The organism is Sphingobacterium sp. UBA6645 (assembly GCF_002455685.1).
Lineage (GTDB): Bacteria > Bacteroidota > Bacteroidia > Sphingobacteriales > Sphingobacteriaceae > Sphingobacterium > Sphingobacterium hotanense.
In genome coordinates, this window is the sequence record NZ_DKLH01000059.1 from 51283 (window position 1) to 63683 (window position 12401).

Annotated in this window: 11 protein-coding genes and 1 pseudogene; 6 read left to right on the forward strand and 6 right to left on the reverse strand. The window is 40.3% G+C overall.

Features of this window, described 5'->3' with window-relative positions; translation table 11 throughout:
- Nucleotide 1 precedes the first annotated feature (1 nt).
- The 4 genes from B2400_RS11560 to B2400_RS11575 are packed head-to-tail and all read left to right on the forward strand — an operon-like array spanning nt 2 to nt 3885.
- Nucleotides 2–916, forward strand: coding sequence for an ABC transporter ATP-binding protein (locus B2400_RS11560; protein ID WP_293933515.1), 915 nt, complete (start codon nt 2–4; stop codon nt 914–916).
- A gap of 1 nt (nt 917) precedes the next feature.
- Complete coding sequence (locus B2400_RS11565) at nt 918–1658, forward strand: ABC transporter ATP-binding protein (RefSeq protein ID WP_286650628.1); 741 nt, start codon at nt 918–920, stop codon at nt 1656–1658.
- Between the two features lie 2 nt (nt 1659–1660).
- Nucleotides 1661–2767, forward strand: a complete 1107-nt coding sequence (locus B2400_RS11570; RefSeq protein ID WP_293933517.1) for an ABC transporter permease — start codon at nt 1661–1663, stop codon at nt 2765–2767.
- Nucleotides 2764–3885 (forward strand): ABC transporter permease, encoded by a 1122-nt coding sequence (locus tag B2400_RS11575; protein ID WP_293933519.1) that lies wholly within the window; start codon nt 2764–2766, stop codon nt 3883–3885. Before B2400_RS11570 ends, B2400_RS11575 begins: the two co-directional genes overlap by 4 nt.
- 193 nt (nt 3886–4078) lie before the next feature.
- On the opposite strand, the gene B2400_RS11580 is transcribed toward B2400_RS11575, so the two are convergent.
- Both B2400_RS11580 and B2400_RS11585 read right to left on the reverse strand, forming a co-directional pair.
- Complete coding sequence (locus B2400_RS11580; protein WP_286650625.1) at nt 4079–4597, reverse strand: hypothetical protein; 519 nt, start codon at nt 4595–4597, stop codon at nt 4079–4081.
- Between the two features lie 131 nt (nt 4598–4728).
- Nucleotides 4729–5778: an alpha/beta fold hydrolase gene (locus B2400_RS11585; protein ID WP_293933522.1), complete on the reverse strand. Its 1050-nt coding sequence runs from the start codon at nt 5776–5778 to the stop codon at nt 4729–4731.
- Nucleotides 5779–5862: 84 nt separating this feature from the next.
- On the opposite strand from B2400_RS11585, the gene B2400_RS11590 reads away from it, so the two are divergent.
- Both B2400_RS11590 and B2400_RS11595 read left to right on the forward strand, forming a co-directional pair.
- Complete coding sequence (locus B2400_RS11590) at nt 5863–7929, forward strand: M48 family metallopeptidase (protein WP_293933524.1); 2067 nt, start codon at nt 5863–5865, stop codon at nt 7927–7929.
- A 4-nt stretch (nt 7930–7933) separates the two neighbouring features.
- A complete protein-coding gene (locus B2400_RS11595; RefSeq protein WP_286650622.1) occupies nt 7934–8449 on the forward strand; it encodes a GNAT family N-acetyltransferase in 516 nt (171 codons plus the stop codon).
- Between the two features lie 133 nt (nt 8450–8582).
- On the opposite strand, the gene B2400_RS11600 is transcribed toward B2400_RS11595, so the two are convergent.
- The 4 genes and pseudogenes from B2400_RS11600 to B2400_RS11615 all read right to left on the reverse strand — a co-directional run.
- Nucleotides 8583–9752, reverse strand: coding sequence for an ABC transporter permease (locus B2400_RS11600; RefSeq protein ID WP_286650621.1), 1170 nt, complete (start codon nt 9750–9752; stop codon nt 8583–8585).
- 12 nt (nt 9753–9764) lie between these two features.
- Nucleotides 9765–10730, reverse strand: a complete 966-nt coding sequence (locus B2400_RS11605) for an HlyD family secretion protein (RefSeq protein ID WP_293933525.1) — start codon at nt 10728–10730, stop codon at nt 9765–9767.
- A 3-nt stretch (nt 10731–10733) separates the two neighbouring features.
- Nucleotides 10734–12113, reverse strand: coding sequence for a TolC family protein (locus tag B2400_RS11610; protein WP_286650619.1), 1380 nt, complete (start codon nt 12111–12113; stop codon nt 10734–10736).
- 95 nt (nt 12114–12208) lie between these two features.
- Nucleotides 12209–12401 (reverse strand): annotated as a pseudogene (locus tag B2400_RS11615) (Crp/Fnr family transcriptional regulator); the annotation flags it as partial.

Consider the following 12401-nt stretch of genomic DNA (forward strand, 5'->3'; position numbering starts at 1 on the left):
CATGTCTGCTGTAATTCTAAATAAGATCCATAAGACCTTTAATAAGGGAGAATTGACGGCCGTCGATACAGTAAGCTTTGAAGTTAATGAAGGCGAACTCTTTGGATTAATCGGTCCTGACGGCGCTGGGAAGACCACCGTATTCCAAATACTGACCACGCTCTTGCTTCCTGATTCGGGCACAGCGACCGTTGATGGCATGGATATCCTGGAGGATTATAAGCAGATCCGTAAGCAGGTTGGCTATATGCCTGGCAAATTCTCTTTATATCAGGATTTAACGGTTGAAGAGAATCTGACCTTCTTTGCCTCCGTTTTCGGACATAAAGTAGCCGATCATTATGATCTGATAAAAGATATATATGTGCAGATTGAACCGTTTAAAGATCGTCGAGCAGGTAAGCTCTCTGGCGGTATGAAACAGAAGCTAGCGCTATGTTGCGCTCTGATTCATAAACCTCGAGTTCTCTTTTTAGACGAACCAACAACAGGAGTCGATGCTGTTTCTCGCAAAGAGTTCTGGGACATGCTCAAGCATTTAAAATCACAGGGTATCAGCATTTTGGTGTCTACGCCCTATATGGATGAAGCTAATTTATGCGAGCGTATTGCACTGCTGCAAAGCGGAAGCATCCTTTCGATCGATACGCCTCAAGGCATACGAAACTCCTATCCTAGCCCGCTATACGCCGTTAAATCAGACAATATGATCAAGCTGATCCGGGATCTTCGTAACTGTCCGGAAGTAAGTTCCTGCAATTCCTTCGGAGAGTATCATCATATCACTTGGCAAGAAAATCAAAGCTTAGACTATCCCATGCTGGAGAACTACCTGAAACAGCAAGGGCATCTTAATCTAAAGCTAAAAGAGATCGAACCAACCATAGAAGATTGTTTTATTCGATTAATGCAGTAAGATGGAAAAGGTAATAAGCACCAATAAACTTACAAAGCGATTTGGCGATTTCATCGCAACGAATGCAATAACCTTTGATGTCTACAAAGGAGAGATATTCGGCTTCTTGGGTGCTAATGGCGCTGGTAAAACTACCGCTATGAAGATGCTTTGCGGACTTTCTATCCCATCCTCGGGAGACGCTACTATTGCTGGTTTTGATGTTTACAAGGAAACTGAACGTATTAAACAGCGCATCGGATATATGAGTCAGAAATTCTCATTATATGAAGATCTGACAGTCGTGGAGAATATTGAGTTCTTTGCTGGAATCTATGGTTTACCAAACAAAGAAATCAAAGAACGCGGTACGCAGCTTATCAGCAACTTAGGATTGAATGAGGTAGCGAGCAAGCTCGTTGGCACACTACCATTGGGCTGGAAGCAAAAGCTGGCCTTTTCTGTGGCGACGATCCATAACCCGGAAATTGTATTCTTAGACGAACCTACGGGCGGTGTTGATCCGGTCACAAGACGACAGTTCTGGGATCTTATCTACGATGCTTCCGACCGTGGCATCACCATTTTTGTGACCACACATTACATGGATGAAGCAGAGTATTGCCATCGCGTCTCCATTATGGTCGACGGTGTCATAAGAGCATTAGACAGCCCGGACAACCTTAAAAAAAGTTTCAACGTCAGTTCGATGGAAGAAGTTTTCTTCGAGCTTGCTCGCGGAGCACAACGTAAAGGAGATTAACCATGAACCAGCTTATTACATTCATACGCAAGGAATTCTATCATGTTTTCCGAGATAGCAAAACCCTACTCATGCTATTCGGGTTGCCGATTGTCCAGATTGTTTTGTTCGGATTTGCACTCTCTAACGAGATTCGAAATGCAAAGATTGCCGTATTCGACCAAACGAAAGACCAAACTTCACAACAAATCATCAACCGCTTTGCGGCTAGTCGGTATTTCAGCTTGCAGAACAACATATCCTCAGAATCTCAGATAGAAGCAGCCTTTCAGGAAGGAAAGATCAAGATGTTAATGATTATACCCTCCAACTTTGAAGAAGATCTAACCCACTCCAAAAAGGCCTCAATACAGTTCATTTTCGATGCTTCCGATCCGAATACGGCAAGTACATTGCAAGGATATGCTAATTCGATTATCATGAGTTATCAGCAAGATTTATTAACAAATTCGAATATTCCGCTACAAATTATTCCGCAGACAAGGATGCTCTACAATCCGGAATTGAAAGGTCCTCCCACCTTTGTTCCTGGGGTAATGGCATTAGTGCTCATGCTGATCTGTGTGCTGATGACGTCGATATCTATCGTTAAAGAAAAAGAACAAGGCACAATGGAAATACTGCTCGTGTCGCCGGTAAACCCTTTCCTCCTGATCATCGCGAAGGCTGTTCCCTATCTCGCTCTTTCCTTGGTCAATCTCGCTGTTATCCTCACACTAAGCGTGACATTATTGGATATGCCTATCAATGGCAGCTTATTGCTGCTGATTGCTGAGAGCACTTTATTAATCATTACGGCGCTTGCGTTGGGGTTGTTAATATCCAATAGCACAGCAAGTCAGCAAGCCGCGATGCTGATCGCCATGATGGGTATGCTGGTTCCTACCATGTTGTTCACATGCTTTATGTTTCCTATCGAAAACATGCCAGTTCCCTTGCAAATCATCAGTCATTTCATTCCATCGAAATGGTATTATATTATCGTGAAGTCTATCATGATTAAAGGCTTAGGCATCGCAGCGATTTGGAAAGAGACGTTAATTCTACTCGGCATGGCATTGATCCTCTTATTTCTAAGTTTTAAAAAATTCAAAACTCGACTGCAATGAGAACCTTACTATTTTTACTCAAGAAGGAGTTTAAGCAAATCTTTAGGAATAAGGCTTTGTTGCCATTAATATTCATTGCGCCCCTTATTCAGCTCCTGATATTGCCACTGGCTGCAGATTATGAGGTAAAGAATATCAATATCAGCTTCGTCGATCATGATCACTCGACCATGTCGCAACAGCTGTATCATAAAATCATTTCATCCGGATACGTTCGAGGGGTCGGTTATGGTAGTTCTTACAAAGATGCATTGAAACAGATAGAAGCTGATCAAGCCGACCTGATCATAGAAATACCGATCGGTTTTGAACGAAATCTAATCCGAGAAAACAAACAAGATCTTTTTGTAGCGATCAATGCAATCAATGGCGTGAAAGCAGGCTTAGGTGGTTCCTATATCGGACAGATCATAACTGATTTTAATCAAGAAATACGATTTAAATGGTTAAAATCTGCAGAACTGATCACTCCCGGACAGATAGAGATCGACAGCTCCTTTTGGTACAACCCAAACCTGAACTACAACATGTTCATGGTTCCTGCCATTTTAGTTATCCTGGTCACGATGATTTGCGCCTATATGTGCTCTTTAAATATTGTAAAAGAAAAAGAGGTTGGAACCATAGAACAAATAAACGCAACACCCATTAAAAAATATCAGTTCATCTTAGGCAAGTTAATTCCCTTCTGGTTTATAGGACTGTTTATTTTTAGCTTCGGACTTTTCGTCATAGCACGCTTTGTTTATGGCATTGTACCTATCGGCAGTTTACTGCTGCTATATTTATTCTTAGCAATCTATCTTATTGCCTTGCTTGGAATGGGGCTTCTGATATCCACCATGGCGAATACACAGCAGCAAGCCATGTCGGTCGCCTTCTTCTTTATCATGATTTTTATGCTGATGAGCGGTCTCTTCACGCCAATTGACAGTATGCCTGATTGGGCGAAACTGATCGCCTACTGCAGTCCTGTCACCTATTTCATTGACGTGACAAGGATGTTAGTATTAAAGGGAAGTGGAATGATGGATATACGATGGCATTTTGTCATTATCATTATTTTCGCCATCGTTTTAAACGCGTGGGCCTTGATAAAGTACAAGAAGACTAGCTAAAAAGTTAAATAAAGTAGTAGCGTTTCATTTAAATGTTAACAAATGTTAAATGGAATATTAAAGCGCTATTCGGCACAGAACTTGATATTATCTTACTAAATTTCATAATTTAGGTTAATAATTGGTTAGTTAAGACTCCTAGAGCTCCCCGCTTTAGGAGTTTTTTTTATGATGTGCCACGAGAACATCTATCCTATTGAACGTTTTCGATTTTTCGAATGACTGGAAAATTAAAAAGTCCTTCTGATAAATGTACTGCAATCGAATCAATGGATTCCTTGCTCGCCCCTACAACCTGCCCTTGATAAATTCGCTTGCTTCTACCATTCTCAAAAGTAACCAAGCCAACTTGCTGCTTGGGTGAATGAACGTAGCGGCCAACTAGCCTATTCGTAATTCGTTGAACCTTGTAATTCCTGACCTGCACTTTTGTCCCCGAAAACAAAACATTCACCATTAAACAGAGAAATGTCAGGTAAGTTCCGAAGATGGTAATGAAATACATGAAAAGCTCAAAGTGACCCACTTGAAGAAATTTTAACAGTCTTGAAAACAGCAGATAAACGAAAACGCCAATTACAAAATACCAAGCAATGAATTCAAGAGGAATCAAGGTTCGTTGAATCAATTGGTAATTGACAACGTTTAGCAAGATAGCTACGACGAAGAGTAATTCAATAATCGATGAAGGCTTTAACGCTACTAATTTCATATTCTATCCCTCTAATAATGCTTTAACAACGACTAAGGTGTGCAGAAAACCTTAAATTTTTGAGTACCCAAAGATAGATAAATTCAGACGATTTTTATTCAATTATTAAAATAATAAATAAAACCATTTAATCATCGCTTAATAAATTCCGAAAGAAAGGGCAACAGAGCCGACATAAATTCTTTGCTACATTCATAATGAATATTGTGTGAAGCATTGGGAAACTTTAGGTGAGTCACCCATTGTGGATGCCGATTTTTCAGCATCGCATTGTCTTCGTCCTGCGGAAAAGGATCGGGTTGTTTGGTCGCTTCCAGTATTAAAAGCGGAATGGCTAGATGCTGATATATTTCTAAAGGTTCTTGAAGAACGATTGATCTCCCGTATTTAGAGATGCTTTCTGGAAAGTGCAAAGCGTTCGCAGCCTGTAGTGAATCTTTTAATTGGTAATAAGAATCCAAACCCTGATAAGTAACGTACTGCGTGCCCTTATTCTTGATCAATGCGAGGAGTTGGAATTGAGATACTGAGCCGCTAGAGTCATATAACTGATCATACTGTTCAAATTCCGTATTCCTTTCACCAAAATACAATTCTCTCGTATCTTCAGGGACATTGAAAGCGCTTAATATCTTTTCTTGCTCTTGTCGATGCTGCTTATAGAAATGTCCATAGAACTTCGCTGATCCCCCATCTTCCAAAACGAGTCCTTTTACACGATTGGGGTAACAGTTATAAAAACTAGTCGCAAGATAAGCCCCTTGTGAAAAACCTCCAATGACAGCCTTTTCAACGGAAAAACTGTCTAACAATACCGACAGATCATCTGCAAAGTCTTCAAAGTCTAGATCCCTGTCTGGAAACCCAGTTTTCCCATGCCCATAATGATCAACAGAAATAACATGGTAGCCGATCTCCACCAAATCCTTTGCAAAAGGTTCGAAATCATATGCATCCAATAGACTGCCATGTAGCCAAATAAGGGTATTCTCGGATTTTGTTCCCCAATGAAGATAGGACAGGGTTGTATGTTTCCCTTTAACGAATCCCCGATGCTTACTTTCATACTCAAGATAATGCAACTTATCCTTCTTATACTGCTCATAGCGTACCGAATCAGTCTTTTGACCATACAGCACATTCGAAAGTAGCAGGAAAAGATAAGTTAGATATAGACGCATAGCAACACTAGCATATAAAAATCGTGAATATACAAAGTAGTATTGATATAATTTTCTATTTTAGAAGCGAAATAAAATTAACCAATGAAAGTTGAAATCTCCCCAGAGTTCAAACGTCAAGCAAATAAAACCTTGTTCTCCATTGTGGCATTTGGACTCATCTATTTACTGCTTGTATTGTTCACCATTGCACTCTGCAGCGCTATTATCTTTGTTGCCTACGTTCTGATATCTGAATTTCCACATTTCATACTCCTGTTTTTAGCGATAAGTTTAATTGTCTCTTCACTGTTCGTCTTTGTATTCTTGATTAAGTTTATCTTTTCGTTCGAAAGAATGAATACTAGTCATCTCCTAGAAGTCGATAAAGATGCCGAGCCCAAATTGTTTGCACTGATTGAAGAAATCGTACAGCAAGTCGAGACGCAATTACCAAAAAAAGTATATCTATCAAGCGAAGTCAATGCTTCTGTTTTTTACAATTCGAGTTTCTGGAGCATGTTCTTTCCGGTTCGCAAAAATCTAATTATTGGCATGGGCTTGATCAACTCCGTTTCCTATCAAGAACTGAAAGGAATCCTAGCGCATGAATTTGGTCATTTATCTCAACGTAGCATGCGCGTTGGCAGTTATGTATATCATGCAAATCATGCCATCTACAATATGTTATACAACAATGAGTCCCTCAACAAACTCAGCGAAAAATGGTATAATACCAGTTCCTACGCGGCGGCATTTCAATGGCTCCCAAAAGCGATCATCAGCGTGATGCAAAAAATCCTTCAGAAGCAATACGAGTTTATCAATAAGAATTACATGGCATTGTCCCGAGAAATGGAATTCCATGCGGATGCTATCTCTGCGCAAGTTGCCGGATCCAAAGCAATAGAGACCTCCCTTCTGCGGTCCAACTTTTCTAATTATTGCCTCAACAATGTATTCAATTTTTATGGCGCGCAGATGCAAAAGAACCGCATCAGTGCAGATATCTTTGCAGATCAACGAGCAGCTTCGCATTACTTAAGCAACAAGTTTTCTTATCCGGAGGTGAAGGGAATCCCCCAAATCAGTATGGCTGAGTTTAACAAATTTGATAAATCTAAGCTAGTTATTACCAACCAATGGGCGTCGCATCCCGCAGAAACGGATCGTATAGAAGCAGTCGATAAACTTAACATTAACCTCAGCAACACGATCGAGGAACCTGCTTTACACATTCTACAGAATGAATCCGAATCTTCAGATTGGTTCACCAAGATGATCTTTTCCCAAGGGAATTTCACGGAAGAGCCTACGCCAATAGAAAGCGAGGAATTTGCGGAAGAGTTCAAAGCATGGTTCGATAAGCAGTCTTTCGACTCAATCTTCAACGACTTCTACACGTTCAACAATCCATATTTCAATGCGGATGACGTGGCCCAAGAAAATGGCGAAAAGCAAAACATTGAAACGCTGTTTGGTGCTGACCGAGTAAACGACACGTTTCTTCTTAATTCCTATTTAACAGATATGGAGACACTCCGCCAAATCGAGAATAAAACCATCGATATCGAAACGTTCGACTACGATGGAATCAAATATAGACGTACTGAAACCAGCGGAGTGTTGGAAAAACTTCATGAAGAGTCTGATAAGCTTAAGACGATTATCGAAGGATATAATCGAGATGTCTTCGATTATTTTTACCATACTGTTAAAGATCAACCCCTAGCAGCCAAACTGCAAGACGCGTATCGAAATTTTATGGACGCAGAACAATCCTACAGCAATCAAATGGACCTTTATTTCAACTTAGTAGAAAAAACGAATTTCTTTTATCAGAACCATTCGCATTCCGAAATCACGTTCCATGCTAATGATGTAAAGACCGTAGAAAAGCCTTTCAAGGAAGAGTTGAAGAAGCTGATCGAAGTACACAAAGCAAAAGATAATACCTTGGATGCAGACGTTGAGGATAAATTAAATCGCTTTGTCAATAGAACTTTTGACTATTTCGATGGTGTATCTTATATCAATGAGAATTTAGAACTCCTAGGCTTAGGATTAGATCAATATTATTACTTATTGAATGACAATTACTTCCAGCTCAAGAAGCATATATTGGAAATACAGAAGGATATTATGCTACAAACAACCATAGAATCAAATTGAGCTTATGAAATCGAAGAGGTTATCCTACCATCGTCCGTGTAAAGATGATTTTCAAGAATACTTTGCCATAAATGCTGATCCACAAACCAATTTACATAATCCAAATGGCCCCATATCGATTGCAACAGCTCATGAAGTCTTTCATAATATCTTGCTTCATTGGAATATCAGCAACTATGGCATTTGGATGGTACGGGAAATCAACAAGCCCGAGATAATTGGCATTGGCGGACTATCCAACAAATTATACCAAAACGAACAACAAACCAATTTGGGCTATAGACTGAGTCCAAAATACTGGGGTCAAGGATATGCAACTGAATTGGCGAAAACAGCTATTATCTTTGGTTTTGAACAGCTAAGGAAAAAGAATATCTACGCGTTGGTACGACCGAGTAATACGGCATCTATTCACGTGCTTGAAAAGTGTAACTTCAAACTGGTAGACTATTTTAGCGACTTCCAAAATGAAGACCCAAGCCTGGTCTATCGCATAGATGCATCGTCTAAAACCTATTGATTTGATGCTTGAGGTACATAAAATAATCTGAAATACTGAACACAGGAAACATAAATGAAAGAAATGTAAGTTAACTAATCGCCATTTCAAGGATTATGGCTATAGTTATTCCCTGTGCTCAGTAATTCAGATTTTAAATATCTTCTGAAACTTTTGTTGTCACCTTTTTAATCTTCAATTGTAATAGAATAACAGATAGCAATAATGTAATGCCCGCAATAATAGCCAATCCCCACACGGAGCTGCTAACATTCACAGCACTCCCCTGCTCAATCACCATTGTTCTGAATATCTGTAGGTAATGTGTTAACGGAATTCCGTTAGCTATCGCAACGATCCAATCCGGCATCTGACTTAATGGCCAGGTAAAACCGCTTAGAATAAAACTAGGAGTCGCGATAACCATTAATATCTCCGTAGCCTTCAACTGGCTGGGTATAGCAATGCTGACTAATATCCCGATAAAAGCTACTGCGAGCAGGAACAGCAAGGTGTAACCATAGAAAGCAAAACCTTCCAAATGCAAAGGCATACGGTAATAAACAGAGAAACCATAGTATAACAGGAAGATGAAGATCGACATCAATATATAAGGCAATATTTTCACTAGAATCAACCCAAATACATTCTTACATCGACCAACCAGCTCGCCAAAAGTGCCTTTCTCAAACTCCGAAGCAAAACTCAATGCCAATCCAAGCATCATAACTTGCTGCAAGACGGTAAATAACACCCCCGGCAGCATAAAGTAGAGGTAATTTCCACTACGAATATTCTGTTTGATGATCGTTGTTTTAAAAGGTTCATACTGTTGCGTCGCTACAAACTCCGGAACACCTTTCTTCTGCTGTGCTTTGATCTGAATACCAGCCTTCATCGTTCCTGCCGCCACATTGACCGCCATCATCGCATAGTTGGAAGTCAACGTATTCGAAGCATTTACAAACAGCGTCAATTCGGTATTTCTACTGTAGTTAATATTGGATGAAAAGTTTCTTGGTATCTGTACGACAACCGTTGATTCAGTTTCCAGCGCGCGTTCCTTTGCTTTGAATGCATCATTCAGCACATCCGCTACATAAATAACCTCGCTCTCGTTGAACATATCAATCAATTGCTTACTCAAAGGACTTCTATCCTCATCGACTACAATAATCGGTAGGTTCGTTACTTTACCCTTTTTGTAAACTCCACCGATCAAGACACCATACATAATGGGCGCTCCTAGAAACAACACCATCAGTACCTTGTTTTGAAAGAAGAGCCTAAACTCGCGCTTTAATAAACTTAAAAAGTTCTTCATGCTTCGCCCTCCTTAGTCTTGTTTAACAACAAAACTTGCCTTAGTCAACAAGTCTCTACTACCTTGCGAATCAACTGGTTTTAAGCGAATCTCAAATAATGTCTCCTGTTCTTCAAAATCAGGATATGCGGTACTGATATTTGCATAAGAACTCAATGATTTAATAGTTTCAACTCGTGCTTTGATTTCCTGATTATTCAGGTACGGGAATACCAAAGTCTTCTCCGCTCCTTTTTGGAAGTCTTTAACTTTGCTTTCCGGAATGGTTACACGGAAATAAGTGCCGTCTACTATGTATCCCGAAACCAAGCTATATCCAGCCAAAGCCAGCTCGCCTACACGAAGATTAATATTTTCGATGGTCATGTCCTGAGGAGCCAAAATGTAGCGCTCTTTTGCTGCTACATTCACCTCACTAACAGCACCCATCGCACGTTCTTTCTGACCTAATGCCATTCTTTGTTGCTCCACGCGAGCACCATGCTGTACATCGGCAAGTTCGGCTTGTGCAGCTAAATATTGATTCTTCGCACCTTGATATTTTGCGTAAACTTCATCATATTTCTGCTGTGCTACTAAAGAATCCTTCAATAGGTTATTCATACGGTCCAGCGATTTCTGAGCAAAGTCAAATTGCTCCTTCAAACCTGCAACTTTCGCATTCAACTGCTTCATCTGCCCGTCAGTCGCTCCTTTAAGTGCCATCTCGTACTGCGCTTGTGCCGCATCAAGTGCACCTTGCGCTTGTATTGATTTTGCGTCTACTTCTGGAAACTCTAGTATCACTAGCGTATCTCCTTTTTGGACTTGCTGTCCTTCCTCGACCAAAATACGTTGAATTTTTCCAGGTATTTTCGTCGTTACAGCTAATTGATCACGTTCTATTTTTCCTTCTAACTTCACTTGCTTACCGCCTTCCTTATTCGAGCAGCTTTGTAAAAAAACAAGCGAAGCGATGATATATGTTAGTTTTTTCATGATTTATCGAGTTATGGTTTGGTACAAGTTGCCATTTGCTTTTAGCAGCTCTAAAGCAGCCGTACGCTGGTTTAAGATTTGATTGTAATAGTTTAAAGTTTGTTTGTAGTATTCATTTTCTGCTTCCAAACGCTCGGTCACATCTGTCAAGCCCTCTTCAAATTGTCTAGATGCTAGATGAAGATTGTTTTTCGCAATATCCACCTGCTGTTGATTGACTTGGATTTTCTTCATCGACAAATCATAATCAACAAGCGTTTTTCTTTGCAACAGAGACAGTTTTTCCTTTGTATCGGCCAACTTGTTTTCATTAATCTGCATATCAAGTTTAGCTTTATCAATGGAGGACTGATGTGTCTTGCCTTCAAAAATGGTCCATTTTGCACCAATACCCACCGCGTAGCTAGGCGCCATGCGTAGGTGATTGCTCGACAACTTCAAATCGCCTACTACAGGCAAATCTTTAACATTCATGTTTGTACCAAAAGCATTGAAATACGACACGTTTCCAAAGGCAAATACCTGCGGTAACTTTGCCCCTTTCTCTTTCTTGAAAACGTATTCATACGCCTTTTGCGAGGCTTCCAATGCCTGTAACTCCTTACGGTTCATCTCCGTAGCACTATCTTTATTCAAAAGAATCTCCGATAGCTCAAATTGTATAGCCTCCAACTCACTGACCGGCATCCCTGTCAATTCTTCCAATTTGAAATACAACAACTCTCTATTGCTCTCCACCTCCGCTTTCTTGCTTTCCAATTCGAGGATTGCCAATTTCAACTTGTCGCGGTCATAGGGAATTGCTAATCCGTTATCAATTGCTTGAATCACCTTCAGGTGTTCCTTGTTCAAGCGCTTTTCCGAATCCGCAATCAACAGATCGACTTCTTTTAACAGCATGAGCTGGTCAAAGCTCATGATGACCTCCTGCGCCACTGCATCATAACCCGATTCGGTAAGCAGTTGCTGAGCTTTAAACTTTTGCTCTAATGCCTTTTGTCCGTTAGTAATCTGCAATCCCGAGAAGATAACTTGCGTAGCAGTCACTCCCGCAAGCCCCAACTGTGTGGATACTCTTGCCTTCTGACTGCCCTCAAACAAGCTAATTCCCGTAATTGGCAAGGACTGTGTCGGTAGATCGACATCGATCAAACTATTTACATACCCATACATTGCATTCGCAGAAACTGTAGGCAGCAACTTCCCTTTCACCATCTCCCGATCTAAGGCTACCTTTTGGTTTTCTAAACTTGCATTCTTAATGGATTTGTTGTAGTTGATAGCTTTCTCCACCGGCTCTTTGAATGATACCAAACTTTCTTGCGCAGTCGCAGAATACGCAGCCGAGAGTGTGATAGCACAACCGAGAAAAATTCCTTTCATTGTTAACTCCATTTCTTTCATTGTGTTTTTGATTAACAATACAAAGGTAGGACATGTTTGTCAGAAGAATTTTCAGATATCTTAAAAAATGAAATCTATTTCTGTCCGCGAATCACAGAAAGGGTTTGTTGGGAAATGCCCAGGTAAGAAGCGATATGTCCTAACGTTGCGTTCTGAAAAAGCTCCGGATTATCTTGGATTAGCGAGTTATAACGCTCGTGTGCCGTTTCGAATTGTGTATTGTAAAAACGATTTGAAAATTGAATCAGATTATCCAACAAAACTTTC

What these genes read in the sequence shown, in the direction of transcription:
- B2400_RS11565 (WP_286650628.1), top strand. Translation starts at nt 918, where the DNA reads ATGGAAAAGGTAATAAGCACCAATAAACTTACAAAGCGATTTGGCGAT.
- B2400_RS11575 (WP_293933519.1), top strand. Translation starts at nt 2,764, where the DNA reads ATGAGAACCTTACTATTTTTACTCAAGAAGGAGTTTAAGCAAATCTTT.
- B2400_RS11560 (WP_293933515.1), top strand. Translation starts at nt 2, where the DNA reads ATGTCTGCTGTAATTCTAAATAAGATCCATAAGACCTTTAATAAGGGA.
- B2400_RS11570 (WP_293933517.1), top strand. Translation starts at nt 1,661, where the DNA reads ATGAACCAGCTTATTACATTCATACGCAAGGAATTCTATCATGTTTTC.
- B2400_RS11580 (WP_286650625.1), bottom strand. Translation starts at nt 4,597, where the DNA reads ATGAAATTAGTAGCGTTAAAGCCTTCATCGATTATTGAATTACTCTTC.
- B2400_RS11600 (WP_286650621.1), bottom strand. Translation starts at nt 9,752, where the DNA reads ATGAAGAACTTTTTAAGTTTATTAAAGCGCGAGTTTAGGCTCTTCTTT.
- B2400_RS11610 (WP_286650619.1), bottom strand. Translation starts at nt 12,113, where the DNA reads ATGAAAGGAATTTTTCTCGGTTGTGCTATCACACTCTCGGCTGCGTAT.
- B2400_RS11595 (WP_286650622.1), top strand. Translation starts at nt 7,934, where the DNA reads ATGAAATCGAAGAGGTTATCCTACCATCGTCCGTGTAAAGATGATTTT.
- B2400_RS11585 (WP_293933522.1), bottom strand. Translation starts at nt 5,778, where the DNA reads ATGCGTCTATATCTAACTTATCTTTTCCTGCTACTTTCGAATGTGCTG.
- B2400_RS11605 (WP_293933525.1), bottom strand. Translation starts at nt 10,730, where the DNA reads ATGAAAAAACTAACATATATCATCGCTTCGCTTGTTTTTTTACAAAGC.
- B2400_RS11590 (WP_293933524.1), top strand. Translation starts at nt 5,863, where the DNA reads ATGAAAGTTGAAATCTCCCCAGAGTTCAAACGTCAAGCAAATAAAACC.